This is a genomic window from Variovorax sp. P1_G12, from assembly GCF_056405555.1.
This window is the reverse complement of sequence record NZ_JBFUBW010000023.1, coordinates 61,653-87,496: the sequence shown is the minus strand read 5'-3', so window position 1 is coordinate 87,496 and position 25,844 is coordinate 61,653. Positions and strand designations below refer to the sequence as shown.

Here is a 25,844-nt window from a genome sequence, read left to right as displayed (position 1 = left end):
GAAAAGTGATTGACAAGAGCATCAAGATTCTGGTCGTGGACGACTTCCCGACCATGCGGCGCATCGTGCGCAACCTGTTGAAGGAGCTCGAGTTCCTCAACGTCGACGAAGCCGAGGACGGCGCTGCCGGCATCGAGAAGCTGCGCGGCGGCAATTTCGGCTTCGTGGTCTCGGACTGGAACATGCCCAACATGGACGGCCTGACCATGCTCCAGACCATCCGCGCCGACCCCGAGCTCAGCAAGCTGCCGGTGCTGATGGTCACGGCCGAAGCCAAGAAGGAGAACATCGTCGCAGCGGCGCAGGCCGGCGCGAACGGCTATGTGGTCAAGCCTTTCACGGCCGCCACGCTCGAAGAGAAGATCACCAAGATCTTCGAGAAACTCAACAAGGGTTGACTACCATGAGCATGAACGCGATCGACGCCGAACAGGGGAACACCGCCGAAGAGTTGCTGGGCCGCATCGGGCAGTTGACGCGTCAGTTGCGCGAAGGCCTGCGCGAACTGGGGCTCGACAAGGAGGTGGCCAAGGCGGCCCAGGCGATCCCCGATGCGCGCGACCGGCTGGCCTATGTGGCCGCGACCACCGAACGGGCGGCGCACCGCGCGCTCAACGCCATCGACGTGGCGCAGCCGCTGCAGGAAGGACTGGCCACCGATGCCAAGGGCCTGAGCAAGCGCTGGGACGAATGGTTCGCCAATCCGATCGAGCTCGACCATGCGCGCGAACTCGTGATGGACACGCGGGGCTACCTGGCGGATGTGCCGCAGAAGACCAACGCGATCAACACGCAGCTCATGGAGATCCTGATGGCGCAGGACTTCCAGGACCTGACCGGCCAGGTCATCAAGAAGATGATGGAAGTGGTCAACGACATGGAGACCGAGCTGCTCCAGGTCCTGATCGACAACACGCCGCTCGAGAAGCGGCAGGAAATCGTCCACAACAGCCTGCAGAACGGCCCGCAGATCGTGGCCGGGAACCCCGATGCGGTGGCCGACCAGTCGCAGGTCGACGACTTGCTGGAAAGCCTCGGCTTCTGAGTCTCTGATTCAGCGAGAAGGAGGGCGTTAGCGCTCTTGATCGGGCGATTGTTCCGGCCCTTCGAATCGAATAATCAGTCATGTGCAGGCGTTCCTCGCCTGCTGCTCCAGGAGCATGAATGGCTGAGGAAAGCGATCTCGAAAAAACGGAACCGGCCTCCGAGCGGCGCCTCGAAAAGGCGCGCGAAGAAGGCAATGTGGCCCGCTCCCGCGAGCTGACCACGCTGGTGATGCTGGCGACCGCCATCGGCGGCCTCTGGTTCACCGCCGAGTCGCTCGGCGGCACCCTGAGCGCCGCCATGCGCCGCGGCCTGCAGTTCGAGCGCGGCATCGCCTACGAGCCCACGCAGATGCTGGCGCGCACCGCCTGGATGGGCATGCAGACCCTGATGGCGCTCGCGCCTCTGTTCGCGATGATGGTGGTGGCCGCCGTGGTGGCGCCGATGATGCTCGGCGGCTGGCTGCTGTCGGGCAAGGCGGTCTCGCCGAATTTCGGCAAGCTCGACCCGCTTGCCGGCATCGGCCGCATGTTCTCGTCCCAGTCGCTGGCCGAACTCTTCAAGGCGCTGGCCAAGTCGCTCCTGATCGGCGGCGTCGCCTACCTGGTGATCATGGACGACCTCGAGGCGGCCATGGCGCTGCTGGGCCAGCCCGAATCGACCGCCTTTCCGCACGCCATCATGCTGGTGGCGCGCAGCTGCGCCCTGATCGCCTCCGCGCTGCTGCTGGTGGCGCTGGTCGACGTGCCCTGGCAGCTCTGGACCTACTACAAGAAGCTGCGCATGTCGCGCGAGGACGTGCGCCAGGAGCACAAGGAAAGCGAAGGCGACCCGCACATCAAGGCGCAGATCCGCCGCCAGCAGCAGGCCATCGCCAAGCGCCGGATGATGTCCGAAGTGCCCAAGGCCGACATCGTGGTCACCAACCCGACGCACTTCGCGGTCGCGCTCAAGTACGTCGACGGCGACATGCGCGCGCCGCGCGTGGTGGCCAAGGGCACCGACCTGGTCGCGCAGCGAATCCGCGAGCTCGCGGTCGCCAACAAGGTCGCGATCCTCGAGGCGCCGCCGCTCACGCGGGCGCTCTACAAGCACACGCGCCTCGGCGACGAGATTCCCTCGGGCCTCTACACCGCGGTGGCCGAGGTGCTGGCCTGGGTCTACCAGCTCAAGCGCTGGAAGACCGGGGGCGGCGAGGCGCCGCGCACGCCGACCGACGTCGCCGTTCCTGACGAACTTCAATACACGGTGCCCGCATGAGCCGCCGGGCCGTCCCCAAGGCGAATACCGAAGCGCTGCTGCGCGAAGGTTCTTCAATGAGCGCGCGCCGGGCCGCTCCCAAGCAAGCTCGCACCGCAGTGCGCAGCACGAAGGTATTCCTGTGAACGCGATGACCCACCTGATGCGTCTGCCGACGCAGTTCTTCTCCGGCAGCCAGTTCAAGGGACTGGCCGGCCCGATCCTCATCATCATGATCCTGAGCATGATGGTGCTGCCGCTGCCGCCCTTCCTGCTCGACCTGCTGTTCACCTTCAACATCGCGCTGTCGGTGATGGTGCTGCTGGTCAGCATGTACACGATGAAGGCGCTGGATTTCGCCGCCTTCCCCGCGGTGCTGCTGTTCTCCACCCTGCTGCGGCTGTCGCTCAACGTGGCCTCCACCCGCGTGGTGCTGCTGCACGGCCACACCGGGCCCGATGCGGCGGGCAAGGTGATCGAGGCCTTCGGCCACTTCCTGGTCGGCGGCAACTTCGCGGTCGGCGTGATGGTCTTCATCATCCTGGTGCTGATCAACTTCATGGTGATCACCAAGGGCGCGGGCCGCATCGCCGAGGTCGGCGCGCGCTTCATGCTCGACGCCATGCCCGGCAAGCAGATGGCGATCGACGCCGACCTCAACGCCGGCCTGATCGGCGAGGACGTCGCTCGCAAGCGCCGCACCGAAGTCGCGCAGGAGGCGGACTTCTACGGCTCGATGGACGGTGCCAGCAAATTCGTGCGCGGCGACGCCGTGGCGGGCCTCTTGATCATGGTCATCAACATCATCGGCGGCCTGGTGGTCGGGGTGGTGCAGCACGGACTGGACTTCTCGACCGCCGGCAAGACCTACACGCTGCTGGCGATCGGCGACGGCCTGGTGGCACAGATCCCGGCGCTCGTGATCTCGACTGCGGCCGGCGTGATCGTCTCGCGCGTGACCACCGACGAGGACGTCGGCAGCCAGCTCACGGGCCAGCTTTTCTCCAACCCGCAGGTGCTGTTCCTGACGGCCGCGATCATCGGCCTGATGGGCATGATCCCGGGCATGCCGAACCTGGCCTTCCTGCTGATCGCGGGCGGCCTGGCCTGGCTGGGCCACGGGCTTCTCAAGCGCAAGCCGAAGCAGGAGGCGGCGCAAGCGGCCGCCGCCCAGGCCGCGCTGCCCCCGGCGGCCGAGACCGCCGAGGCCAGCTGGGACGACATCTCGCTGGTCGATCCGCTCGGCATGGAGGTCGGCTACCGGCTGATCCCGCTGGTGGACCAATCGCAGCAGGGCGAACTGCTGGGCCGCATCAAGAGCATCCGCAAGAAGATCGCGCAGGAGATCGGCTTCCTGGTCCCGGTGGTGCACATCCGCGACAACCTCGAGATCAAGCCGAACACCTACGTGATCAGCCTGAAGGGCGTCGAGATCGGACGCGGCGAGGCCTTTCCGAACCAGTGGATGGCGATCAACCCGGGCCAGGTCACGGGCAGCCTGCCCGGCACGCTGACGCAGGACCCGGCCTTCGGCCTGCCGGCGGTGTGGATCGACGGCAACCTGCGCCAGCAGGCGCAGATCCACGGCTACACCGTGGTCGACGCCTGCACCGTGATGGCCACCCACCTGAACCACCTGATCCAGACCCATGCCGCCGAGCTGCTGGGCCGCCAGGAAGTGCAGCAGCTGCTGGACCAGATCGCCAAGACCGCGCCGAAGCTGACCGAGGACCTGGTGCCGAAGGTCATCACGCTGAGCACGCTGCACAAGGTGCTGCAGAACCTGCTCGAGGAAGAAGTGCCGATCCGCGACATGCGCACCATCCTCGACGTCATGGCCGAGCACGCGCCGACCGTGAAGGACGCGACCGAGCTGACGACGCTGGTCCGGCTGGCGCTCGGCCGCGCCATCACCCAGCAGCTCTTCCCCGGCGATGCCGAACTCCAGGTCATCGGCCTGGACGGCTCGCTCGACAGCGTGCTGCAGCAGGCCATGACCAGCAGCAGCGGCATCGAGCCCGGCCTCGCCGACAACCTGCTGCGCCAGACCCAGGCCGCCATCGTGCGCCAGGAGCAGATGGGCCTGGCGCCGGTGCTGGTCGTGCAGCACGCGCTGCGCGTGCTGCTGTCGCGCTTCCTGCGCCGCAGCCTGCCCCAGTTGAAGGTGCTCTCCCACGCGGAGATCCCTGACTCTCGCAACATCAAGATCACCGCCACCATCGGAGGAAGAGTTTGAGCATTTCTACAGACGTGCGGGCCACGGCCCGCAAATTCGTGGCCGCCACCAGCCGCGAGGCCCTGCGGCTGGTGCGCGAGGCGCTCGGCGCCGAAGCCATCGTGCTGAACCATCGCGTGATTCCCGAGGGCGTCGAGATCGTCGCCATGGCCGAGGGCGACGTGACCCAGGCGGTGGCGAGTGCCGCGCCGCTGGTGGCCGCCAAGGCGCCGCCTGCTGCGCCGGCACCGATGCCGGCGCCGGTCGCACCGGCGATGCTGATGCCGGCGGCAGTGCCAGCCGCGGCCCCGGCTTCGGCCCCGGCCGCTGTGGCCGCCGCCCCGGCGGCCCCGACCGACGTCGTCCTGAACGAACTCCACTCGATGCGCGGCATGCTCGAGGAGCAGCTCGCCAGCGTGGTGTGGAACGACCGCCAGCGCCAGGACCCGGTGCGCGGCCGCCTGCTGCGCACGCTGCTCGGCGCCGGCTTCAGCGCCCGCCTGTCGAAGGCCATGCTGGAGAAACTGCCGACCGGCCAGACCTATGCGCAGGGCATGGCCTTCGCGCGGGCCGAGCTGATCCGCGCGGTGCCGGTGTACGAGGACGAGGATGCGCTGCTCGCGCAAGGCGGCGTCTACGCGCTGATGGGCCCGACCGGCGTCGGCAAGACCACCACCACCGCCAAGCTGGCGGCGCGCTGCGTGATGCGCTTCGGCGCCGACAAGCTGGCCCTGGTGACCACCGACAGCTACCGGATCGGCGCCTACGAGCAGTTGCGCATCTACGGCCAGATCCTCGACGTGCCGGTGTTCGCGGTCAAGGATGCGGCCGACCTGCACCTGGTGCTGCAGGACCTGCGCGACAAGCACATGGTGCTGATCGACACGGTCGGCATGAGCCAGCGCGACCGCTCGGTGTCGGACCAGATCGCGATGCTGTGCAACAGCCACCGTCCGGTCAAGCGGCTGCTGCTGCTCAACGCGACCAGCCACGGCGACACGCTCAACGAAGTCGTGCACGCCTATCGCAACGGCGGCGGCGGCAACGACTTGGCGGGCTGCATCTTCACCAAGGTCGACGAGGCCACGCATCCGGGCGCGCTGATCGACACCGTGATCCGCCACCGGCTGCCGGTGCACTACATCTCGAGCGGCCAGAAGGTGCCGGAGAACCTGATGCTCGCCGACCGCTCGCAACTGGTCGACAGCGTGTTCCAGCCGCGCCGCCACAACCCGCTGTTCGTGCCGGCCGAGGCCGACATGCAGGATGAACCCGCGGGCGCGGTGCCACAGGCCCTGGTCGTGCAGGCACAGGCCGAGGCCGACCGGCTGCGGCTGCAATACCAGAACCTCATCCGCGCCATGGCGCACGACGCGCAGGAGCTCGCGACCGCCGCCGGCGCGCTGGCCGGGGCGCAGATCGGCTTCGAGAACGCGCGCCGCCTGTGGCGCAACGCGGGCGACGAGGCGATCGGCCACAAGTCGGTGCTGGACGACCTGCTGGTGCAGGCGCGCAGCGAGGTCGTGGCCGGCTGCGACACCCATGTGCTGGCCCTGTCGGGCCAAGTCGGTCTGCGCTCGAACGAAGGCGGCGACGCCTACGAATGCCAGAGCAGCCTGCTGCTGTCCGATCGCAGCGGCCTGCCGCTCGCGGCACCCAACCAGTGGCTGTCGACCGCGGCAGTGCGCGGCGGCCCCGACGCCAGGCGCAAGCCGGGGCTGCGGCAGGTCCAGTGGCTGCGCCAGCAGTCGCTCGGCCGCACGCTGGTGCACGTGCTGCCCCGGTTGCCGGGCGTCGAGTTGATCGCCGAATGGCAAGTCCAGGGACAGCGATGGCTGGCGCGCGCGCCGGGCGCGACCGCGGTGATCGACCCCGCCTCGGAGGCGCCGAGCACGCTGGCGCGGCTGCGCTTCGAATTCGGCGCGACCCGGGCGGCCGTGTTCCGCGGCAAGCCCGCGCTGCAGTGCGAGGCCCATGCCGAGGTGCTGCTTCGCCTGGGCCCGACGGCTGTCGTCGACAAGGATGCGCTGCCGGTGCTGCGCTGCGTGGTCACGCGCGTGCTGGACGAGCGCGGCCAGAAGATCCTGGCCCAGGGTTACCTGTTGTCGAACATCGGCGGCGAGGTGCCGGCGCGCCAGCTGGCCCAATGGCAGGCCTGGGCGGCCGACGCCGACCCCTGTTTCCGCCTCATCCGGCAGGGCGTGCAGCTGGTGGGCGGCATGGGCGAGCTGGGCGACCCGGACATGATGAAGCGCCTGCTGATCGCCGGCCAGGTGACCACCACGGTCTGGCGCCTTCTGCATGCAAAGGGCGAATGGGCCGACCGCACCCGCACGCTGCTGAACCAGCTCACCGGGCGGCCGGCGCGATCGAGCCGGCCGCTGTCGGGCAATGCGCTGTATGTCGGCGTCGGCAAGCTCTTCATGCTGCTCGAGGCGCTCGGCACCGAGTCCACCGCGCCGACGCAGCAGCCCAGGGCGCTCGAGCAGCACGGTTGAGGAGCAAGACATGACCAAGCTGGTTGCAGATCAGGCAGACGGGTTGCGGCGCCTGCTGGCGCACACGCCCACGCGCGTCATTGCCGTCGCGGGCATGGGGCCCGGCGAGTGCGCCGCCGCGGCCACCATGAACCTCGGCGCGGCCCTGGTCCACCAGGGCAAGGACGTGCTGGTGCTCGACGAGTACGGCGGCACGGCGGCGGCGATCTGCGCCGCCTGGGCCATCGATCCGCTCGGCGACCTGGCCGACGTGGCCGACCGCCGGCTGGCCTGCGAGGGCGCGGTCGCGCGTGCCGACTGCGGCGTCGGCGTGCTGCCGGCGCCGCTCGGCGATCGGCACGCGGAGATCGACCCGCGCCTGTTGTGCCGCGGCGGCGTGGTGCTGGTCGCAGCGCAGATCGACGCCGAGGGCCGGCTGTCGGCATTGGCCCGGCTGGCCGACGAACTGCTGCTGGTGCTGCAGCCGAGCGCCGCATCCATCACCTCGGCCTACGCGGGCATCAAGCGGCTGCACTACGCGCATGGGTTGAAGCAGCTGCGCTTCCTCGTCGATGGCGTCGCCGGCGCCGAAGAGGCGCAGCGGATCACCACCAACCTGGCCAACACCGGCAGCCGCTACCTCGCGGTATCGCTGGAGGCGGCCGGCTGGGTGCGGGCCGATCCGCACCTGGCGGACGCGCGGCGGCTGCGGCAGACCGTGGTGGAGGCCTTTCCGGCCAGCCCGGCGGCGGTGGACTTCCGCCGCATCGCGGTCGACATGGGCGGCTGGCCCTGGCGGCCCGCTGCGCCCGGCGGGCGGTCGGTCGCGGTCCCGCCGCAGGGCCCGCGCGTCGACCCGCCATGGGTGAGGGCGACGCCGGCGCAGAGCGCGGCCGTGGCCTGAGCACGATGAACCGAACAACGCACATGCAACAAAGGACCGGACGTGTACACCGCACAGGGCACCATTGAGAAGTCCCACCTGCTTGAGCAGCATCAGCCGCTGGTGCGCCGCATCGCGCTGCAGATGATCGCCAAGCTGCCCGCGAGCGTCGAGCTCGACGACCTGATCCAGGCCGGCATGCTGGGCCTGCTGGACGCATCGAGCCGCTACCAGGACAACAAGGGCGCGCAGTTCGAGACCTTCGTCAGCCAGCGCATCCGCGGCGCGATGCTCGACGAGCTGCGCGCCAGCGACTGGGGCTCGCGCGGCCTGCGCCAGTCGGCGCGTAGGGTCGAAAAGGCGATCCACGCGCTCGAGCACCGGCTCGGCCGCTCGCCCACCGAGGGCGAGATCGCGAAGGAGCTCAAGATCGACCTGGAGGCCTACCAGTCGCTGCTGCAGGAGATCCAGGGCTGCCAGCTGGTCTACGTCGAGGACTTCGCGAAGGGCGAATCGGAGAACCCCTTTCTCGACCTGCATGCGCAGGAGGCGCGCAAGGGGCAGGGCGCGAACGACGACCCGCTGGCGCAGCTGCTCGAGAGCGGCCTGCGCCATCAGCTGATCGATGCGATCACGGCGCTGCCGGAGCGCGACCAGCTGCTGCTGAACCTCTACTACGAGGAAGAGCTGAACCTGCGCGAGATCGGCGCCATTCTCGAAGTGAGCCAGAGCCGGGTCTGCCAGCTGCACAGCCAGGCGATCAGCCGGCTGCGGGCGCGCCTGAAGGACCTGCTGTAGGGCCGGGCGCGGCCCTCGCTTCGGCCTCGTCTATCATCTCGCGCGGAGCGGCAGCGCAATGCGCAGAGGAGAGAACGAGATGAGAAGAGTCACGTTGGCCAGGTCGGCGACCCTCGCACTGGGCGCGTTCTGCGTTGCGGGCCTCGCCAGCGCGCAGTCGAGCACCGGGCAGGGCCCGGTCACCGGCAGCAGCGTCACGCTGTTCGGCGTCGCCGATGCGGTGCTCGGCTACGGCAGCGGCAGCATCTCCCACCGCAGCTCTCTGTACAGCAGCGGCAATTCGGCCTCGCGGTTCGGTGTCCGTGGCATCGAGGACCTGGGCGGCGGCCTGGGGGCGGGCTTCTGGCTCGAATCCGGCGTCGCCATCGATACCGGCACCGGGGTCGCCGGCAACACCAACAACCAGCCGAACGGCGCCACATCGGCCGACGCCTTGAGCTTCAACCGCCGCGCCACGGTCAGCCTGATCGACCTCTGGGGCGAACTGCGGTTGGGCCGCGACTTCGCGGCGCACTACCGCAACCGCACCGACGTCGACCCGTTCGACAACAACGGCGTCGGCACCATCCAGCCGCAGGTCGGATCGATCGCCGGCCCGACCTCCACGCGGGTCTCGAACATGGTCGGCTACTACCTGCCGCCGGGCCTGGGCGGCTTCTTCGGCGAGGTGCAGTACTTCATGGGCGACAACGACTCGCACTTGCCGACCTCGGACGATGGCACCGGCTACAGCGGCCGCATCGGCTGGGGGTCGGGTCCGTTCTCGATCGCCGTCGCGAAGGGCCGCACCGACTACCTGCGCACGCAGACCAATGGCAACATCACCGTGGCCAATGTCGGCGCGACCTACGATTTCAAGCTCGTCGAGGTCTCGGCCGGCTACTACCGCGACAAGGTCGACAGCTTCGTGCCGGTCACGGCCACGGGCTATGTCCTCGGCATGATCGTTCCGGTCGGCGGCAACCAGATCAAGTTTGCGTGGTCGCGCTACGGCACTGACGCCGAGGGCGACCCGGCGGCGATGAAGCTGTCGCTGGGGTACGTGTACAGCTTCTCGAAGCGCACGGTGGCCTATGCCACCTACTCGCACCTCAACAACAGCGGCGGCTCGGCGGTGGGATTGAACGGCGCCGTCACCGAACCCAACCGCAGCGCGAACGGCTACGACCTGGGGCTGCGCCACAGTTTCTGATCGGCGGGGGCCCGCATCAGTGCGGCGATCTGCCGGTCGTGCAGGCGCGACAGCACAAGCAGGGCCGCCACGGCGCCGACCAGCGCCATGAACATGTCCGACTGCGTGTCCCACGGATCGCCCTGAGTGCCGAGGAATTCGTCGGCGCCCTGGCCCATCGCGAGCGCGGCGGCCCATTCGATCAGCTCGTAGCTCGCGCTGATGGCCAACACGATGCAGACCACCACGAAGGCCAGCATCCTGCGGCCCCGCACATGCTGGCCTCGAATCAGGATCTCGCGCGCGATCAGCGCCGGCACGAAGCCCTGCATGAAGTGGCCGATCTTGTCGTAGGGATTGCGGCCCAGATGCATCAGGTCCTGCAGCCAGAAGCCGAGCGGCACCCGCGCATAGCTGTAGGCGCCGCCGAGCATCAGCACGCAGCAGTGCGCGAAGATCAGCGCGTAGAGCAGGGTGGTGAGCGGGAAGCGGCCGTAGGTGGCCCACAAGAGCGGCAGCGCGACCAGCACCGGCGCCACTTCCATCCACCAGGTCGCGCGGTCGTGCGGATGCAGGCCCGAGAGGACGAGCAGGGCGATGAGCGCGGCCGAGGCCAGGAGCAGGGCAGGGGTGCGGTGGTTGGGCATGGGTGGGGTCTCAGTCATGGTTCAGGGCTGATCGCGCCTCGTACGTCGCGCGATCTTCCTTGACGGCAGGTGCCGCGCGACTTCTTGCGCCACCGAGGCAAAGTAGGACCGCACCAGGGCGAACGCACGCTCGGCCGCCGGCACGCGCGTGCGGCCGGCCCGCTCGACGATTCCGAGTGTGAGTTCGAGGTCGAGGGCTGGCGTCACATCGAGCCGGCCCACGGTGCCGGCTCGCACGGCCGAGACCACCGCGATGTCGGTCGATGGCGCAATGGCGTCGCTGGCGGTGATGAGCGTGTGGACGGTTGCGACGTCATTGGTACTGGCCGCGAAGTGCGCCTGCAGCGGCAACGTGAAGCCGTAGAGATCCGACATGCGGCGCACCACCGTTTCGTCGACGTAGCCCGACAGGATCAACGGGTACTCGGCGAACTGATCGACGGTCACGCGCGGGCGCCCGGCCAGGGGATGTTCCTTGCGGGCGAACCAGCCGAAGGTGCAGGGATACAACGGCTCGGCGATGAGGTCGCGGTCGTGCGCGGCCACGCGAACGTCGCCGATGAAGAAATCCAGTTCCTCCCGGCGCAGCGCCGCGGCGAGGACGTCGGTGCTCTGCACCAGGGTCTTGACGTGCAGCCCGGGCGCATCGGCCAGCAGTCGCAGCAGCATGGGCCCGAGCAGGTTCAGCGCGATGGAAGAACCCATGCCGAACGAGAGTGGCCCGAGCTCACCCGCGCGCATGAGCGCCAGCGAGCGGGCGCCTTCCTTTTCGTCGAAGACGATACGCCTCGCCCGCTCGACATAGTCCTGCGCATAAGGGGTCGGGCGCAGACGACGGTCCTGCCGGTCGAACAGCGGTACGCGCAGTTCGTCCTCCAGCGCCTGCAGGCTGCGCGACAGCGCCGGGACGCTCAGATGCACGCTCTGGGCGGCCGCGCTCAGCGAGCCGAGGTCCATGACGGCCAGGAAATGCCGCAGTTGCCGGGTGTTCATTTCAGTTGCAAGTCCTGCAAGTAGTATCAAACTATATTGCGATTTACGCAAAACGAATGGCTTCCTAGACTGCGATCCGAAAGCCGGAGAACGCGCCCTGATGAAGTCCCCCACACTCAATTCCCCAGTCCTGCGACCCGTGGTCGCCATCGCTTCCGATCGCATCGTGCGCCATGGCCATCCCTCGCACGCCGCCACCCACGGCTACGTGCGGGCCGTGGCCGAAGCGGCGCAGGCCCTGCCCCTGGTGCTGCCGGCGCTCGGCGAGGCGCTGGATGCCGACACGCTCATCGCTTCGATCGACGRCATCGTCCTCACCGGCAGCCCCTCGAACGTGGATCCGGCGCGCTACGGCGTGCCGCAGCCGCATGCGCCCATGCTGCTGGACCGCGAGCGCGACGCTGCCATCCTGCCGCTGCTGCCGCGCCTCATCGAGGCCGGCGTGCCGGTGCTGGGGATTTGTCGCGGCTTCCAGGAGCTCAACGTCATCTATGGCGGCACCTTGAATCCGGCCGTCCACGAGCTGCCCGGCCGGCTCGATCACCGCGAAGGCGATCACGATCGACCCGTCGAGCGCTGGTACGACGACAGCCACGCGTTGCACATCGTCGAGGGCGGCCGGCTGGCGGCGCTCGCGGGCGGAACGCATGCGGTCGTCAACTCGCTGCACCACCAGGGCGTCGAGCGCCTGGGCCAGGGTCTGCGCATCGAGGCCAGGGCGCCCGATGGCCTGGTCGAGGCCTTCTCCATCGAGTCCGCCACCCAGTTCACCCTGGCGGTGCAATGGCACCCCGAGATGCGCATCGACGACAGCCCGCTGGCGCATGCCATCTTCGCCGCCTTCGGCGCAGCCTGCCGGGCGCGCCAGCAGCAGCGGCGCTGCGCCATGGCCACCGCCTGACCCCACACCTACTCCGGAGACATCGAGATATGAACGACGCCCAGGTCATCGACTTGTTCAGCCCCCATTACGCCCAGGCCCGCCAAAAGTTCCTGCAGGCCGCGCAGGCGCGCGGCCTGGCCGTGGAAAGTCACGTGCTGCCCCTGGCCGGTGCGCAAGGTGAGACCCTCGCCACCGACGTCGTGCTGGACGGCCCGGCCGACGCATCCAAGATGCTGATCGTCATCAGTGGCGTCCACGGGGTGGAAGGTTTCTGCGGCTCGGCCATCCAGACCGGCATGCTGCGCTTGGGAGGTGCGGCGCTCCCGTCCGGCACGTCGCTGCTCTACGTGCACGCGGTCAATCCCTACGGCTTTTCGCACCTGCGCCGCGCCACGCAGGAGAACATCGACCTCAACCGCAACTTCGTCGACTTCTCCAAGCCGCTGCCGATCAATGCCGGCTATGGCCAGATCCACGACATGCTGCTGCCCGCGCAATGGCCGCCGCTTCCTGACAACGAGGCCCGCATCGCCGACTACCGCGAACGCCACGGCGCTCGCGGCCTGCAGCGCGCGACGTCGCTCGGCCAGTACAGCCATGCCGACGGGCTGCACTATGGCGGCCTGGCGCCAGCGTGGAGCAACAACACCTTTCGCGGCATCCTGCGTCGCTATGCCTCGCAAGTGCGCCAGCTGGCCTCCGTCGACATCCACACCGGCCTCGGCCCCTATGGCGTGGGCGAGCGCATCTTTGCCAGCATGGACGACGACCCGGCGGTATTGGCGCGCGGCAAACGCTGGTGGGGCGAGCTGACCTCGGTCACCACCGGCACCTCCACCAGCATCCCGCTGACCGGCCCGATCCAGTGCGCCCTCACGGACGAATGTCCGCAGGCCCAGCACGTCGGGATCTGCCTGGAATATGGCACCCAGCCGATGGAGCGCGTCATCGCCGCCATGCGCGCGGAGCACTGGCTGCATCGCCACGGCAGCGGCGACACGGAACTGGCCGCCGGCATCAAGCAGGACATGAAGGACGCCTTCTACCCCGACGCGCCCGATTGGATGCACGCGGTATGGCAGCAAGGCTCGCAAGCCTGCCTTCAGGCCTTGCACGGCCTGCAGGAAGACGCACCCCAGTCGGCGCTCGCCGCCTGAATCCACGCAAGATCCAATACACGGAGACATTCATGAGTGCGACGACACTTGCGCGCAACGACAACATGCGCGAATTCCCCACCGCCCTCCAAGCCGCCGACAGTGCGCCGTCGGCCCGGCCGGCCATCAGCCGCAAGGCGATCGCCGCGGCCGTGGCCGGCAACGCGCTGGAGTTCTACGACTTCGTCATCTACGCCTACTTCGCCGTCTATATCGGCAAGACCTTCTTTCCGGTCAGTGGCGAATTCGGCAGCCTCCTGGCAGCGGTGGCGATTTTCGGGGTGGGCTTCTTTACCCGGCCGCTCGGCGGCGTGCTGATCGGCGCCTTCGCCGACAAGGCGGGCCGCAAGCCCGCGATGATCCTGACCGTGACCCTCATCACAGTGGGCACCCTGGGCCTGGCGGCCACGCCCAGCTACGCCAGCATCGGAATCGCCGCACCCGTCATCGTCGTCTTCTGTCGCCTGCTGCAAGGGCTTGCACTCGGCGGCGAGGTGGGTCCGGCCACCTCGCTGCTGATCGAAGCGGCGCCACCCGGCAAGCGGGCCTTCTACTCGAGCTGGCAGATCGCCAGCCAGGGCCTGGCGGTCACGGTGGGCGGCGTCTTCGGCGTCGCGTTGTCGCTGCTGCTTTCGCCGGAGCAACTGGCCAGCTGGGGTTGGCGCGTTCCGTTCCTTTTCAGCCTGGCGCTGGTGCCCATTGCGATCTACATCCGGCGCAGCCTGCCGGAAACGCACGAGGGCACCGACGAGCGCAGTGGCGCCTCGATCGTTGGCGCCGTGTTTCGCCAGCACGGCCGCATTCTGTGGCTGGGCGTATTTGTCACGGCCTCTACCGCGGTGGCCTCGCAAGTCGGCAACTACATGGTGACCTACGCCGTGCAGGTACTCAAACTGCCGGCAGCGCTGGCGCAAGGCAGCGTGCTGGTGGGCGGCGCGACGACCTTCGCCTTTGCGCTCCTTGGCGGCTTGATGTGCGATCGCTACGGCCGCCGGATCGTCAACATGCTGCCGCGGCTGGTGCTGATGTTGTCGATCGTTCCGATGTTCATGTGGCTCTCGGGGGCCCCGGGCGTGGCGACCCTGCTTACCGTGTCCGCACTTCTGGCGGCGCTCACCGCCGTGTTCGGCACGGCAGGGCTGGTGCAGGTCCCCGAACTGCTTCCCATCGCGGTGCGCAGCACGGGCCTGTCGCTCGTCTATGCCATCGGCACTTCGTTGTTCGGCGGCACGACGCAGTTCGTCGTCACCTGGCTGCTGGCCGTCACGCAGAACCCGATGGCGCCGGCCTGGTACGTCGTTGCGATGAGCGCCGTGAGCATGATCGCGCTATGGATGCTGCCGGAGTCGCGTCACGTCGACGTGAGCCGCTGAACTGCCTGGCTTGCCGAGAGCGACGTAAATCGGGGGGGCGTGAGCGAGATGTGAGAATCGCGGATCTGCCTGACTGTCGGAGAACTTCCCATCCCCGCGCGCCATCTCGATTCCTCGTTCTTTCTGCAGCGATTCGGTCCCCTCATCCTGGCCCTCCTCACCTGGCTCACGGCGGCGATGTCGGCCTGGGCCGTGACGGCGAGCGACGGCCTGGCCGAGGCGGTGCGCCTCGACGAGCGCATCGAAGTGCTGCGCGACGCGGGTTCGACATTGCACGCCGAGGACGTGCTCGCGGGCCGGCATGACGCGGCCTTCGCCCCGGCCGGCGCCGGGCCGTTGCGATGCGCGGACGGCACCGCGTGCTGGGTGCGTTTCTCGTTGTCGCGGACCCCGGACGCGCCGGCGCGCTGGTGGCTGCGCCTGCGGGCGCTTCGGCCCGGCGAGGTGGCGCTCTACGCGCCCCGGATTCCAGGCGGCGAGCCCGTGGCCCAGGAGGGGCGCCAATTCCCGCTCAACTGGCGCTTCGTCAGCACGGACCTGTTCTTCAACGTGGACCTGCCCGATTCCGAAGCGCACTACCACTACCTGCGCCTGGCCGACACGCCGCACGCGGACGGCTTCTCGCTCTGGCAGCCGCTCGGCTTCGAGCGCCAGCAGCGCCAGTTGGCGACCTACCTGAACGCCAGCATGGGCGTGGCCTTCGCGCTCATGATGGTCAATCTCGTGTTCTGGCGCTGGCTGCGCGACACGCTGTTCCTGCATTTCGCCTTCGTGATGTTCGCTGCGGTGCTGCTGCATGCCTGGCAGACGGTGCCCGCCCTGGCGATCGACGAGCAGATGGGCGACCTGAACCTGCGCGGCGCCCTGCAGTGCCTGCTGCAGGCGGCGACCGCGCTGTTCGTCGCGCGCCTGTTCGACTACCGGGTGCATGCGCCCTGGGCGGCCCGCACGGCGAAGGCCTATGCGGCCTTCAACCTGCTGGCAGGTGCGGTCGCGCTGGCCGGCCACCAGGCGGCGATCGAGCCCTGGTCCGCAATGCTGGAACTGCTGTCGCTTGCCACCGCCATCGGGCTCGCGGGCTGGCTGCTGTTCGTCAAGCAGCAACGCCAATACGCCTGGCCGGCGACGCTGATGATGGCGTTGACCTTCTCGAGCATGCTCGGCCGGCTGCAGTGGCTCGGGTGGATGCCGCTGGGGGGCGACGTCACGCTGGGTGTGTCCTGGGCCGCCGCGCGCCTGTTCTACATGCTGCTGCTCGCGATCATCGTGGCCGACCGCACGCGCCGCGCGGAACTCGAACTGCGCCACGCGCGCCGCCGTGCCCTCGACGATGCGCTGCGGGTCGAGCGCGAGCTGGAAGCCAGGATCGCGCAGCGCACCCGCGAACTGGGCACGAGCAATGCGCAGCTGGCCGCGGAGGTCGTGCGCCGGCGCGAGGCGGAAGCCGGCCTGCAAGTGGCGCTGGAGTCCGAAAGAAGGGCGCTGGGCCAGCAGCGGCAGTTCGTCGCGCTGGTGTCGCATGAATTCCGCACCCCGCTGGCGGTGATCGATGCCGCCGCGCAGTCGATCGGACTGCCCGGCGTCGAGGCGTCGCCGCGTGCCGTCAAGATCCGCCGCGCCGTGCACCGGCTGGCGATGCTGGTCGACAACTGCCTGGCCGAGGAGCGCCTGCATGCCGACCGGCTCAAGCTGCGCATCGAGCCGCTCGACCTGCGCACGCAGGTCGAAGACTTGCTCCAGCCGCTGGGTCCGGCCGAGCGCGCGCGCCTGCGGCTGGACCTGCAAGCCGGTGCGGCACCGGTGCGCGGCGACCCGGCCCTGCTCGACATCGCGTTGCACAATCTGGTTCAGAACGCGATCAAATACTCGCCGCCCGAGCGCGAGGTTCGCATCGCGCTGCACCTGCGCGGCGGCGAGGCCTGCATCGACGTCGAGGATCAGGGCGGCGGCATCCGGGCCCAGGACCAGCCGCGCATCTTCGAACGCTTCTTCCGCGGCACGACCTCGGCCAAGGCGAGCGGCACCGGGCTCGGACTGTTCCTGTGCGACGAAATCGCACGCAGGCACGGCGGCGCCGTCGAGCTGCTGCGCTCCGATGCCCGGGGCTCGGTGTTCCGCTTCCGGATTCCTTTGCAAACCCAGCCATGAAAACCATCGAATCGACTCTCCCGCTGCGCGTCTACCTGGTCGAGGACGATGAAGACCTGCGCGAGGAATTGGTGCTGCATCTGGCCCGCGCCGGTTTCGAGGTCCAGGGCCTGGCCGACGCGCCGGCCTTCTACAAGGCGCACGCGCTGGCCCGCTGCGACATCGCCGTGCTCGATATCGGACTCGAAGGCGAGGATGGCCTGTCGATCGCCGCGCAACTGCGCGCCTCGGGGCCCTTCGGCATCGTCATGGCCAGCGCCCGCGGCGCGGTGCGGGACCGCGTCGATGCGCTGCATCAGGGCGCCGACGTCTATATGGTCAAGCCGATCCACATCGAGGAGCTGGTGGCGACGATCCGGATGCTCGGCAGCCGCGTGCGCGCCGTGGCGCTGCCGCCGGACACGCCCGCGGCAGCGCCCGGCTGGCTGCTGAAGGAGGGCGGCTGGTGGCTCTGTGACCCGGCGGGCCGGCAGATGAAGCTCACCACGATCGAGCGTGCCTTCGCGGCCCGCCTGTTCCAGGCCGAAGGTGCCGTCGTGAGCCGCGAACATCTGAGTGAGAGCATCAGTGGAAATCGGCAGGATTTCGATCTCAAGCGGCTTGACGTCATCGCCAGCCGGCTGCGCCGCAAGGCCGGCCAGGCGGGCATGCAGCTCCCCCTGCACGTGGTGCGCGGCGTCGGCTTCCAGTTCGCGATCAGTTCCCTGGCGTTGCCGGCTTCCGGAATTTCAACGCCGGGGGTTCGATGGCCGATGTGAGCGCAGCCGTCGCCAGCGTCTTGGCATTCAGGTCGAAACTCATCAGGTCCATGCTGCGCAGCGTCTGATCCTCATAGGTCTTCACGTAGAACTTCCTGTTGGAGAGATCTGCGACAGTCGACCACTGCGTGTACTCGAGCGGCGCCTTGGACGTGTCTTGTCCGGCTCCTTCCTTGATCCATCCGATCGGAATATCGAAGTTGTTCAGGATATGTTCGGTGAGCCGAACGCTCTCGATGCCGCTGGGCTGGCGCTGGGCAGAAAGCGCATAGCCAAGCGCGCGGACGAATCGCGACGGTGGGGTCGGATCGCCCGGAATGCCGAGCATGCGCGATCCCTGGCCCAGGGGAGTGATCGTCTGTCCCTCCACCTTGAGGTCGGGCGCGCTGGCGGCCGACAGCTTCACATAGTTCCTGAGATTGGTCATGTGCCAATCGAAGGGCGGCGAGTTGGTCATGACGCCAAGGCGGTTGTCGTAGACCTTCAGCACGCCGTCCACCGGTTCCACCACGATCGACGCCCCGGAAGCGTCATGCAGCGTGTAGTGAAGCGGCGGTGTGATGCCGAGGTTCGCCTGCTTGACATCGATGATCGAGATGCCGGAAAGAGCCGCCTTGACCTCGGCGACGGTCGCGAAGCTGGTCAGTGCCCAGCTGATGAAATCCCAGGGCGCAAGCGATTTCGCAGGATTGGCCTTGGCCGGATCGGCATAGCCGGCAAAACCCGGAAAGTAGAGGGCGCCGCCGGCGAGCCCCTTTTCGTTCATGCCGTCGATGATTGTCGTGATCCCGAGCGCATTGACGCCCACGGCCGCATATCTGGCTTTCCAGGCCATGCCCGCCTTGCCCTCGGGGCCCGCGGCAGTCATCGCATATTGGCGAGGGACCACGATGGCGCTCGACTGGAGCGGGAACGCGAACTCCATGGTGCGGCCATAGACGGCACCGCCATCGGTGGTCCGGATGAGAAAGCTCGTGCAGGCCGACGCAATGTCGGGAACGACCAATGCGGCAGCGACGGCCATCGCCGTCATGCCTTGGGCCGTCTTGCGCCAGCAGGCGCTTGAACGTGAAAACTCAAACAACATGAATCAACCTCTTTTCCTATAACCAATCCGAAAAAAATCGCGCAGCAACTTCTCGTGCGCGCCCAGCGCGCGCAGCGACTTTCAGCAATCAGGCAGATCGCGTCAACCTCGGTTCCCTTCAGAAAGTGTCAGTTCCTTTCACTCGGCCCGTTGGCGCGGGCCCCGTAGAAGATCGGCGCGCATCCTGGAAGGCAGAACACCGCCAGGGCCCATGGCGAATTCGGTGTATCTGCCTCTCACGCTCCTGAGGGCGATGGGATTGCCTGTCTACGCCTGCGCACAGGCGTCGGGCTGGGCCAGCCCTTCGACTTTCGGATGGGCGGCGGTCATCGTGATTTGGGGCTTGACCTGGTGGGGGGTCGCCAAGCTGGCCACTCGGGGGTTCCGTCGCAGAGGAAGCACCAGGCCAGGCAAGTGCTAGTGATAGTCGTCTTCGCGCTGATGGCGTACGGCTGCAACAACAACCGTGCTGTCGTCCACGATTTCAAATAACGCGATGTAGCCCGCGTGGCCAAATGGGATGACCAACTCACGCAGGAACGGGCTTGCCCCGGCTTTCCTGCAGGTGAACGGAGTCCACTGCAGTGTTTCGATGCCCTGTCGAATCGCATCCAGAGCCTGTTGCGCGACGCCCAGGTTTCCATCGCGCGCCAACTCGCGCTCGACGATGAAGTCGAACAGCCGCTCGAGGTCTTCTGTGGCCTCGTGGGTGAACCGGACGCGAAACGTCACGAATGCTTGGCGGACGACTTGCGTGCCTTGGCGGCCACGAGCTTGCCATCGAGCTTTCGCAGCACGTCGTCCGCTTCGACGTAGACGCTGGTCTGCCGGGCGCGTCTCAGGGAATGAAGGCCGCGGGCGATGAATTCAGCCTGGTTTTGTCGTTGGCGAACGGCGCTACGCACAGCCGCTTCCACGAACTCCGACAACGACTCGCCTTCGCCGAGCAGTTGCTCGACTTCTTCGCGCAGTTTCGGTTCAACCCGAACCGAGGGGATGGTCGCGGTCTTCATGGCCCATTGTATTGCGTTTGCACTACACGATCCGCCTTGCCACAACCGCACACGTTCCAATGATGTGGCGACGGCAAGGTGCTCCTCCGTGATCGAGCGCGTGGGTCATGCAGTCAACGCCCGCCGTTCCTGCAGCTCTTCACTGGATGAAGGCCACGGCGGGGAGTCGTAGGTCGCTATCGAACCCGCTGAACTGAGCAGAACTTCACGAGCAAGCGTCGGAGACGTGGGTACATTCGACGTGTCAAAAAAAGAACGGAGATAACGACATGCAGAAACTCTTGACGGTTGCTTTTGCTTTTCTGGTCGCAACTTTCACGCCACTTGCACTCGCCAAGGGAGGCGGTCGCGTGTCGTATGGCGGGGGTGCGCACACAAGCAGCCACGGTGGCACCTACAAGGGCGGCCAGGGAAGTTCTCACCGCGGGGGGGCGTACAAGAATAGCCGCACCGCCGATTCGTACGGCACGCACAAATAGCGCCTCGCACAACTCTCACGTACGCCCCACTGGCGCCGGCAGCAAGTGACCGGAAGCGGGCACCCACCATCCATCCCACGAAGCAAATCTCGATGTATCAAGCGCTCAAACTGGTTTTTCTCTCGGCGGTTCTGGTCCTTACGGGCTGCGCGGCCAACGTGCAGCGCCAAGGCAGTGCCGAGCAGAAGCTCGCCCTCTCGCCCGCCGCGGCCAAGCACGTTACGCTGGACGTTCGGGGCAGCAAGGAACTGGCGGCGTCGAAGGACTGGGAACAGTTTCGCAACGAATGGCGAGTCGGCATGACCGAAGCCACCGCGGCCGCGGGCATGACCCTTACGCCTATCGACGCAGCCCTTGCATCTGCAGCGGAGCCCTCGACACTGGTCGCGGTCAACATCAACGACTATCGGTACATTACGCGCGGTGCCCGTGTCGCTGCCGGCATCATGACGGGCAACGCCTACATCGACGCCGACGTTTCCTTTGTCGAGCTCCCTGCTGCGACGCCCATGGGTACGCGAAAGTACGCGACGACGTCCTCGGCCATGCAGGGCGTGTTTGCGCCTATGACGGAGAACCAGATTCGTGGCATCTGCGACGAAATCATCAAGGACATGGCCCGACGCTGACAGCGACGGCGTTCGTTTCGGGGCAGCCGATATTCTTGGTTAGCGAACAACTCTTGCCTCCGGCCTGCTTGGTCGGGGAAGGTCGCGTCCAAGAGCACCATTCTCTTCAGCTTTGCACGGCACTACCGAAATATCTTCGTGGACAAGGCCGTCTCGCGCGCCAGGTTCTGGAAGCCTTGTGCGATCTGACCGGCCGGCGCTTTCCGCATGGTCGACGGCGAGGCGCCAAAGATCGCCTTCGCCTCGCGATTCAGGTGGGACTGGTCGTAGTAGCCGCAGTGGAGCGCGAACTCGGACCAGCGTTCGGGCGGCTCCGGCGCCGTGACGGCAGCCTGCAGGCGCATCACCCGTGCGAAGCGCTTGGGCGGCACGCCGATCACGCCTCGGAAGCGGCGCTCCAGCGTGCGCTCGGTGGCGCCGAACTCGCGGGCCATCTGCGCGACGCTCATGCCGTGCTTGCCGCTGCACAGGTGCATCACGGTTCGCTCGACGAGCCGGTCGCTTTCACGCGTGCGCAGCAGCCCGAGCAGGAAGCGCTCGACCTGCCTGACCCGCGCCAGCGAGGTCGGCAGTTCGAACAGTTGCGATTCGAGGTCTTCGACCGCGCGGCGTGCAAACAGGTCCCGGCAGTCGATGCGCCGCTCGGCCGCTTCCTCGAGCGAAGGCGGAAAGAAGCGTGCGAGGCTCCAGGGCCTGAATCGGACCGTGATGCCGGCGGCATGTCCCTCGCAGGAGACCTGCACGGGCCGGGCCTGGAAGCCGCAGACCGCGCTGCGCGTGGTGAAAGTCCGCCGCCCATCGGAGGCGATGAGCGGATCGCCGTAGACGAAGCACATCGTGGGATGCCCGTCGGGCAGCAGCGTCAACGTTCCGCCGTCCGATCGCACCAGCGCGCAAGGAAGCTCCCACACCCAGATGTCCGTGATGCAGGACGCGAGCCCAGGCGAAGGCTTGTAGGCCTCCATCAACGGCACGGGCGGTGAGGTGGGAGGGGTCATGGGCAACGGATGGCGGATCTTATGCAGCGGATGCCTGCGCTGGCAACAGCGTGGCCACACCGAGCTGGCGCTGCAGGCCGAGCATGTCTTCCTCGCGCCAGTATTCGGCGACCCGCCCGCCGGCCAGGCGGACGATGCAGATGCCTTCGATGCGAAAGCGCCGTCCGGTCGCTGCGATGCCGAACAGGTCGCCGACATGCCTTGCGGCGTAGACATAGCGCAGCGCCACGCGGTCGCCGTCGACCATGTGGTCGACCACCTCCGCGCTCGCGTCGCAGAAGGCATTGCCGAACACCGGGACCACGGCCTCCAATGCCGCCGGTCCCGGCGGCAGCCCGTGGGCCGCCCACGGATGGGCGACGAAATCCGGCGTCACCCACTGGGCCGCCGCTGCGGCGTCGAAGCGGACGAAGGTCGCGGCGATGAAGCGCTCGACGATCGCGAGCGGATCGTCGAGCGGTGCAAGCGCGGGCAGGCCGAGTTCGACCGCCAGCCGGCGCCGCGCCTGCGGCGGAAGATGCGGTCCCACCATGCCGGCCACGCCCGCGAACACCTCCGGCGGCATCGACGCCTGCAGGCCGCGCATCAGTGCCGCAATTTCCGATGGACTCAGGTGGGGCGTGATCCAGCGCACATCCACCGCCAGTTGCGAGGGCGAAGTCGCCGCGACGATGGCGGCGTGCAGTTCGCCCAGTTCGCCATCGGTGTAGCCGGCCCACAGGATGGCGTTGTTCACCGTTTCTTCCGTGTCCATGTGCGCCAGGTTGTCGGCGACAAACCCGGCCAGCCGCCGGTAGAGCCGGGCTGCGGCGGACTCGCGCGCTGCGCCGCCGGCTCGGCTCAGCCGGTCGGCGTCGTCGCGCAGTTGCGCGATGCAAGCGTCGTGGTGCACATGCTCTCCGGCCATGCGCAGGCTGGCAGCCGGGTCGCGCGCTTCGATGGCGGGATGGACGAACTGGTTTTCCTTGTGCAGGTGCCCGGCGCACCAGTCGAGCAATTGGTCAAGTCCGTCGAGCACGCACTTGACCGCCTGGTCGTCGCCGCAGTCCATGCGGCCCACCTCGACGAGCGTGGCGGCCATGCAGGCGCGCAACCCCTTGTGGACTTGGGCGTAGATGTCAAAGCGGGCGGCGGGCGTGTCGATCGACGCGCAGGTGGGGGAGGCGGTGGCCGGGTTCGTCATGGTCTTCCTTCCGGTGAGAGCCGGTGCCGACTGCTTGAATCGGCTGTGGCGGGGCTTTGAAGGTTAGGGACGGACGGCTGTGCGTTCTAGGATATTCCCGACAGAATCGGCCATCGCGCCGCCGATCCGAATCACGACCCAGCGATTGCACCTTCGTGAAGGGAGAGAGTCCGATCGCGACCGCTACGCCGAGATGAACGCGGATGCGCTTCTCCGCCGGCGTGATGCGCGAGGCAAGCGATCGCGAGCTTGACGTCTGGCAGTCCGGTTCCGTGCACCGGGCGACGCCGTTCACATCCCACTGGGTCGCGCGACCGACCGTCGCTCTTGCCGAGCATCGCTTCCTGCAGTTAAATGTGAAATAGTCACATCTCAATGCATGGGGATCGAATTGAAAGCACTTGGATACATTCGCGCGATCCTGGCCTTCGCGCTGCTTGGATCGCTGATGGCTTGCGGGGGTGGTGGAGGCGGTGGAGGCTTCGGAGCCGGTGCCGGAACCAGCGCCGGCACCAGCAGCGGCTCGGCTTCCGGCAGCGCTTCCGGGGGCAACGGCACCTTGCGTTTCGCGATGACCGACACTCCGGCCTGTGGTTATGACGCTGTCAACGTCACCGTCACGAAGGTGCGGGTTCACCAGAGCGGCGATGCCGGCGAGAGCGACGCCGGCTGGCAGGACCTCTCCGTGAGCCCGCCGACGCGCGTCGACCTGCTGTCGCTGACCAACGGAGTGCTGTTCGAACTGGGGCAATTGCCACTGCCGGCCGGCAAGTACACGCAGTTGCGCCTGGTGCTGGCCGAAAACGGCGGGAGCACGCCGCTGGCCAATTCGGTCGTTCCTACCGGCGGATCGGAGGTCGCGCTCAAGACGCCCAGCGGCCAGCAATCAGGCCTGAAGGCCAAGGCCAACATCGACGTGCTGTCCAACCAGTTGGCGGATTTCGTGATCGACTTCGATGCCTGCAAATCGGTGGTCCGCGCGGGCAACTCCGGCCAGTATCTGCTCAAGCCGGTGCTCTCCGTGGTGCCGCGACTGGTGGCCGGCGTGCAGGGCTTTGTCGATCCCAGCCTGATAGGCCCCGCAACCATCGTGTCGTTGCAGCAGAGCGGGGTGGTGATCAGGGCGAGCGTTCCGGACAGCAGCGGGCGCTTCCTGCTGCAGCCGGTGCCGGCCGGTTTCTACACGCTCGTCGTCGCGGCACCGGGCCGGGCCACCGGGGTGGTGATCAATGTGCCGGTGGTCGCCGATACGGTCACCTCGCTGAACTCGGCCAGTACGGCCCTGGTTCTTCCGACCTCGTCCACCGCCACGTTGAAGGGGGTGGTGAGCACCGGCGTGTCGCCGGTGGAGGCCGAAGTGCGCGCGCTGCAGATCCTGGGCAATGGCGCCACCATCGTGGTGGCCGACCGCTTCGTGGACGGCATCAGCGGTGCCTACGAATACGTCGTGCCGGTGGCTGCGCCGCAGGTAGCGCCCTATGTGGCTGCGCCAGCCACGCTGGTGTTCGGCGCTGACGCCTTCTCTGCCGGCAAGTACTCGGTGGAGGCCAGCGCAGCGGGGGTCGTCAAGACGGTGCCGTCGCCCTTGCTTCCGGCCGGCTCGATCTTCACCAACAACTTCACACTGCCCTGACAGGCGGACTGAGCCGCACCGGAAGCACTACGCCGGCAATCCCTCCCACCACCCGCTCATGAGCCCCTCGGGCCGGCGCCCGGCGAACACCTTCGCGCTCGCTTCCCAGGCATCGACCCGCACGTCCAGCCCCGCGAAGATCCCGTAGCCGGCGCCGGCGCGAATCTCTTCCTCGGCATGCAGGCTCTCGCCGGCCTTGATCGCGCCTTCGGCGACGATCGCGCCGCGCGAGCGGATGCCCCAGCCCGCTTCCAGGTGACGCCCGCAGTCGATCGAGCCACCCGCCTCGATGCCGTGGCCGGCGCGCACGGTCTCGCGGCCGTCGATGACGCCGCCGGCCCGGATGCCCTTGCCGCAGCGCAGGGCGCCCTGCGCGACCAGGTCCTGGCCGACCCACGCGCTGCCCGCGATCTCGATCGCGTCGGCCCCGCGCAGGTCCCAGCCGGCGCGCAGGTTGCCGTCGCATCGGATTGCACCTTCGGCCTCGACACCCCAGGCGGCCTTGATGTGGCCGCCGGCTTCGAGCGCCGCGCCGCCGAAGATGCCGGCGCCGGACTCGAGGTCCTCGCCGGCAACGATCGCACCGCCGGCACGGATGCCGCCAGCGGCGCGGATCATGCGGCCGGCGCGCACGATGCCCCCGACATCGATGCCGGTGCGCACCTGCAGCGAGCCCGCGAAGACGATCGCGTCGGCCTCGAGGGCGTCGAGAGCCAGCACGGCGTCGGTCGGGCCGAACTGCGTCAGCAGCCAGCAGGCGTCGTCGATGCGGGCGTCCGCGACCAGCGCATCGAGCAGATGCTGGTAGTCCGTGTTGTCTTGTCCGTGGCGGATGAACCAGCGGTAGCCGTCAGCGCAGGGGCGCTTGGCCTTGACGAAATTCTTGGTGAGTTCCATGACGTTTCCCGGGCGTGCAAAGGTGAACGCCGCGAAGCCTTCGCGGCGCAGGAAGTGCAGGCGGCCGTGCGGGGGAGATCAGGAAGTGGTGGCTTCCTGCTTTCCCCGCACGGCGTGGGAAAGCAGGGCGGTCGAACCG

Annotated in this window: 25 protein-coding genes; 17 read left to right on the top strand and 8 right to left on the bottom strand. The window is 67.8% G+C overall.

Annotation, left to right across the window (positions count from 1 at the left end):
- The first annotated feature begins 8 nt into the window (after positions 1–8).
- From cheY to AC1D2O_RS24365, 8 genes are all read left to right on the top strand, one after another.
- The gene (gene cheY, locus AC1D2O_RS24400) at positions 9–398 is read left to right on the top strand and encodes a chemotaxis response regulator CheY (protein ID WP_478094447.1); all 390 of its coding nucleotides are present in this window, start codon (positions 9–11) and stop codon (positions 396–398) included.
- An 11-nt stretch (positions 399–409) separates the two neighbouring features.
- A complete protein-coding gene (gene cheZ, locus AC1D2O_RS24395) occupies positions 410–1,045 on the top strand; it encodes a protein phosphatase CheZ (protein WP_478094449.1) in 636 nt (211 codons plus the stop codon).
- Between the two features lie 119 nt (positions 1,046–1,164).
- On the top strand, positions 1,165–2,304 hold the full coding sequence (gene flhB / locus AC1D2O_RS24390; protein ID WP_478158036.1) for a flagellar biosynthesis protein FlhB: 1,140 nt from the start codon (positions 1,165–1,167) through the stop codon (positions 2,302–2,304).
- A 130-nt stretch (positions 2,305–2,434) separates the two neighbouring features.
- Positions 2,435–4,519, top strand: a complete 2,085-nt coding sequence (flhA, locus tag AC1D2O_RS24385) for a flagellar biosynthesis protein FlhA (protein WP_478158053.1) — start codon at positions 2,435–2,437, stop codon at positions 4,517–4,519.
- Positions 4,516–6,996 (top strand): flagellar biosynthesis protein FlhF, encoded by a 2,481-nt coding sequence (flhF, locus tag AC1D2O_RS24380; RefSeq protein WP_478089592.1) that lies wholly within the window; start codon positions 4,516–4,518, stop codon positions 6,994–6,996. The genes flhA and flhF overlap by 4 nt, the downstream gene beginning before the upstream one ends.
- A gap of 10 nt (positions 6,997–7,006) precedes the next feature.
- Positions 7,007–7,879: a MinD/ParA family ATP-binding protein gene (locus tag AC1D2O_RS24375; protein WP_478089593.1), complete on the top strand. Its 873-nt coding sequence runs from the start codon at positions 7,007–7,009 to the stop codon at positions 7,877–7,879.
- Between the two features lie 42 nt (positions 7,880–7,921).
- The gene (locus AC1D2O_RS24370) at positions 7,922–8,656 is read left to right on the top strand and encodes an RNA polymerase sigma factor FliA (protein WP_478089594.1); all 735 of its coding nucleotides are present in this window, start codon (positions 7,922–7,924) and stop codon (positions 8,654–8,656) included.
- A 79-nt stretch (positions 8,657–8,735) separates the two neighbouring features.
- On the top strand, positions 8,736–9,848 hold the full coding sequence (locus tag AC1D2O_RS24365) for a porin (RefSeq protein WP_478089595.1): 1,113 nt from the start codon (positions 8,736–8,738) through the stop codon (positions 9,846–9,848).
- Here AC1D2O_RS24365 and AC1D2O_RS24360 read toward each other — a convergent pair.
- Both AC1D2O_RS24360 and AC1D2O_RS24355 read right to left on the bottom strand, forming a co-directional pair.
- Entirely contained in the window at positions 9,818–10,492 is a 675-nt protein-coding gene (locus tag AC1D2O_RS24360; RefSeq protein ID WP_478089596.1) for a DUF2238 domain-containing protein, read from the bottom strand. The two genes, AC1D2O_RS24365 and AC1D2O_RS24360, sit on opposite strands and share 31 nt — an antisense overlap.
- A 3-nt stretch (positions 10,493–10,495) precedes the next feature.
- Positions 10,496–11,467, bottom strand: a complete 972-nt coding sequence (locus AC1D2O_RS24355; protein WP_478089597.1) for a LysR family transcriptional regulator — start codon at positions 11,465–11,467, stop codon at positions 10,496–10,498.
- A 100-nt stretch (positions 11,468–11,567) separates the two neighbouring features.
- Here AC1D2O_RS24355 and AC1D2O_RS24350 point away from each other — a divergent pair, with 100 nt between their 5' ends.
- The 5 genes from AC1D2O_RS24350 to AC1D2O_RS24330 all read left to right on the top strand — a co-directional run bounded on the left by AC1D2O_RS24350 (position 11,568) and on the right by AC1D2O_RS24330 (position 17,786).
- Positions 11,568–12,368 (top strand): gamma-glutamyl-gamma-aminobutyrate hydrolase family protein, encoded by an 801-nt coding sequence (locus tag AC1D2O_RS24350; RefSeq protein WP_478158035.1) that lies wholly within the window; start codon positions 11,568–11,570, stop codon positions 12,366–12,368.
- A 29-nt stretch (positions 12,369–12,397) separates the two neighbouring features.
- A complete protein-coding gene (locus tag AC1D2O_RS24345) occupies positions 12,398–13,507 on the top strand; it encodes a M14 family metallopeptidase (protein ID WP_478089599.1) in 1,110 nt (369 codons plus the stop codon).
- Between the two features lie 32 nt (positions 13,508–13,539).
- A complete protein-coding gene (locus AC1D2O_RS24340) occupies positions 13,540–14,880 on the top strand; it encodes an MFS transporter (protein ID WP_478158034.1) in 1,341 nt (446 codons plus the stop codon).
- Between the two features lie 177 nt (positions 14,881–15,057).
- Positions 15,058–17,028, top strand: a complete 1,971-nt coding sequence (locus tag AC1D2O_RS24335; protein WP_478089601.1) for a sensor histidine kinase — start codon at positions 15,058–15,060, stop codon at positions 17,026–17,028.
- Entirely contained in the window at positions 17,025–17,786 is a 762-nt protein-coding gene (locus tag AC1D2O_RS24330; protein WP_478089602.1) for a response regulator transcription factor, read from the top strand. Before AC1D2O_RS24335 ends, AC1D2O_RS24330 begins: the two co-directional genes overlap by 4 nt.
- Here the strand turns inward: AC1D2O_RS24330 and AC1D2O_RS24325 are convergent.
- Positions 17,725–18,711, bottom strand: coding sequence for a choloylglycine hydrolase family protein (locus AC1D2O_RS24325; RefSeq protein WP_478158033.1), 987 nt, complete (start codon positions 18,709–18,711; stop codon positions 17,725–17,727). The two genes, AC1D2O_RS24330 and AC1D2O_RS24325, sit on opposite strands and share 62 nt — an antisense overlap.
- Before the next feature lie 37 nt (positions 18,712–18,748).
- Here AC1D2O_RS24325 and AC1D2O_RS24320 point away from each other — a divergent pair, with 37 nt between their 5' ends.
- Entirely contained in the window at positions 18,749–18,895 is a 147-nt protein-coding gene (locus AC1D2O_RS24320) for a hypothetical protein (protein ID WP_478158032.1), read from the top strand.
- A gap of 395 nt (positions 18,896–19,290) precedes the next feature.
- On the opposite strand, the gene AC1D2O_RS24315 is transcribed toward AC1D2O_RS24320, so the two are convergent.
- Both AC1D2O_RS24315 and AC1D2O_RS24310 read right to left on the bottom strand, forming a co-directional pair.
- A complete protein-coding gene (locus AC1D2O_RS24315) occupies positions 19,291–19,605 on the bottom strand; it encodes a type II toxin-antitoxin system RelE/ParE family toxin (RefSeq protein WP_478092851.1) in 315 nt (104 codons plus the stop codon).
- On the bottom strand, positions 19,602–19,886 hold the full coding sequence (locus AC1D2O_RS24310; protein WP_478092852.1) for a YlcI/YnfO family protein: 285 nt from the start codon (positions 19,884–19,886) through the stop codon (positions 19,602–19,604). The genes AC1D2O_RS24315 and AC1D2O_RS24310 overlap by 4 nt, the downstream gene beginning before the upstream one ends.
- A gap of 571 nt (positions 19,887–20,457) precedes the next feature.
- Between AC1D2O_RS24310 and AC1D2O_RS24305 the strand changes: the two genes are divergently transcribed.
- Positions 20,458–20,994: a hypothetical protein gene (locus AC1D2O_RS24305; protein WP_478092854.1), complete on the top strand. Its 537-nt coding sequence runs from the start codon at positions 20,458–20,460 to the stop codon at positions 20,992–20,994.
- 122 nt (positions 20,995–21,116) lie between these two features.
- Here the strand turns inward: AC1D2O_RS24305 and AC1D2O_RS24300 are convergent, their stop codons facing one another.
- A complete protein-coding gene (locus AC1D2O_RS24300) occupies positions 21,117–21,992 on the bottom strand; it encodes a helix-turn-helix domain-containing protein (protein WP_478092857.1) in 876 nt (291 codons plus the stop codon).
- A 19-nt stretch (positions 21,993–22,011) separates the two neighbouring features.
- A complete protein-coding gene (locus tag AC1D2O_RS24295) occupies positions 22,012–23,175 on the bottom strand; it encodes an ester cyclase (protein ID WP_478092859.1) in 1,164 nt (387 codons plus the stop codon).
- Between the two features lie 203 nt (positions 23,176–23,378).
- Here AC1D2O_RS24295 and AC1D2O_RS24290 point away from each other — a divergent pair, with 203 nt between their 5' ends.
- Together AC1D2O_RS24290 and AC1D2O_RS24285 are read left to right on the top strand one after the other, a co-directional pair.
- Positions 23,379–23,540, top strand: a complete 162-nt coding sequence (locus AC1D2O_RS24290) for a hypothetical protein (RefSeq protein WP_478092861.1) — start codon at positions 23,379–23,381, stop codon at positions 23,538–23,540.
- A gap of 26 nt (positions 23,541–23,566) precedes the next feature.
- Positions 23,567–24,808 (top strand): DUF4382 domain-containing protein, encoded by a 1,242-nt coding sequence (locus AC1D2O_RS24285; protein WP_478092863.1) that lies wholly within the window; start codon positions 23,567–23,569, stop codon positions 24,806–24,808.
- 27 nt (positions 24,809–24,835) lie between these two features.
- On the opposite strand, the gene AC1D2O_RS24280 is transcribed toward AC1D2O_RS24285, so the two are convergent.
- Positions 24,836–25,705, bottom strand: a complete 870-nt coding sequence (locus tag AC1D2O_RS24280) for a hypothetical protein (protein ID WP_478158031.1) — start codon at positions 25,703–25,705, stop codon at positions 24,836–24,838.
- Between the last annotated feature and the right edge of the window lie 139 nt (positions 25,706–25,844).

What these genes read in the sequence shown, in the direction of transcription:
- cheZ (WP_478094449.1), top strand. Translation starts at nt 410, where the DNA reads ATGAACGCGATCGACGCCGAACAGGGGAACACCGCCGAAGAGTTGCTG.
- flhB (WP_478158036.1), top strand. Translation starts at nt 1,165, where the DNA reads ATGGCTGAGGAAAGCGATCTCGAAAAAACGGAACCGGCCTCCGAGCGG.
- flhA (WP_478158053.1), top strand. Translation starts at nt 2,435, where the DNA reads ATGACCCACCTGATGCGTCTGCCGACGCAGTTCTTCTCCGGCAGCCAG.
- AC1D2O_RS24375 (WP_478089593.1), top strand. Translation starts at nt 7,007, where the DNA reads ATGACCAAGCTGGTTGCAGATCAGGCAGACGGGTTGCGGCGCCTGCTG.
- AC1D2O_RS24365 (WP_478089595.1), top strand. Translation starts at nt 8,736, where the DNA reads ATGAGAAGAGTCACGTTGGCCAGGTCGGCGACCCTCGCACTGGGCGCG.
- AC1D2O_RS24360 (WP_478089596.1), bottom strand. Translation starts at nt 10,492, where the DNA reads ATGACTGAGACCCCACCCATGCCCAACCACCGCACCCCTGCCCTGCTC.
- AC1D2O_RS24355 (WP_478089597.1), bottom strand. Translation starts at nt 11,467, where the DNA reads ATGAACACCCGGCAACTGCGGCATTTCCTGGCCGTCATGGACCTCGGC.
- AC1D2O_RS24345 (WP_478089599.1), top strand. Translation starts at nt 12,398, where the DNA reads ATGAACGACGCCCAGGTCATCGACTTGTTCAGCCCCCATTACGCCCAG.
- AC1D2O_RS24340 (WP_478158034.1), top strand. Translation starts at nt 13,540, where the DNA reads ATGAGTGCGACGACACTTGCGCGCAACGACAACATGCGCGAATTCCCC.
- AC1D2O_RS24335 (WP_478089601.1), top strand. Translation starts at nt 15,058, where the DNA reads ATGTCGGCCTGGGCCGTGACGGCGAGCGACGGCCTGGCCGAGGCGGTG.
- AC1D2O_RS24330 (WP_478089602.1), top strand. Translation starts at nt 17,025, where the DNA reads ATGAAAACCATCGAATCGACTCTCCCGCTGCGCGTCTACCTGGTCGAG.
- AC1D2O_RS24325 (WP_478158033.1), bottom strand. Translation starts at nt 18,711, where the DNA reads ATGGAGTTCGCGTTCCCGCTCCAGTCGAGCGCCATCGTGGTCCCTCGC.
- AC1D2O_RS24320 (WP_478158032.1), top strand. Translation starts at nt 18,749, where the DNA reads ATGAGAAAGCTCGTGCAGGCCGACGCAATGTCGGGAACGACCAATGCG.
- AC1D2O_RS24310 (WP_478092852.1), bottom strand. Translation starts at nt 19,886, where the DNA reads ATGAAGACCGCGACCATCCCCTCGGTTCGGGTTGAACCGAAACTGCGC.
- AC1D2O_RS24305 (WP_478092854.1), top strand. Translation starts at nt 20,458, where the DNA reads ATGTATCAAGCGCTCAAACTGGTTTTTCTCTCGGCGGTTCTGGTCCTT.
- AC1D2O_RS24300 (WP_478092857.1), bottom strand. Translation starts at nt 21,992, where the DNA reads ATGACCCCTCCCACCTCACCGCCCGTGCCGTTGATGGAGGCCTACAAG.
- AC1D2O_RS24295 (WP_478092859.1), bottom strand. Translation starts at nt 23,175, where the DNA reads ATGACGAACCCGGCCACCGCCTCCCCCACCTGCGCGTCGATCGACACG.
- AC1D2O_RS24290 (WP_478092861.1), top strand. Translation starts at nt 23,379, where the DNA reads ATGCGCTTCTCCGCCGGCGTGATGCGCGAGGCAAGCGATCGCGAGCTT.
- AC1D2O_RS24280 (WP_478158031.1), bottom strand. Translation starts at nt 25,705, where the DNA reads ATGGAACTCACCAAGAATTTCGTCAAGGCCAAGCGCCCCTGCGCTGAC.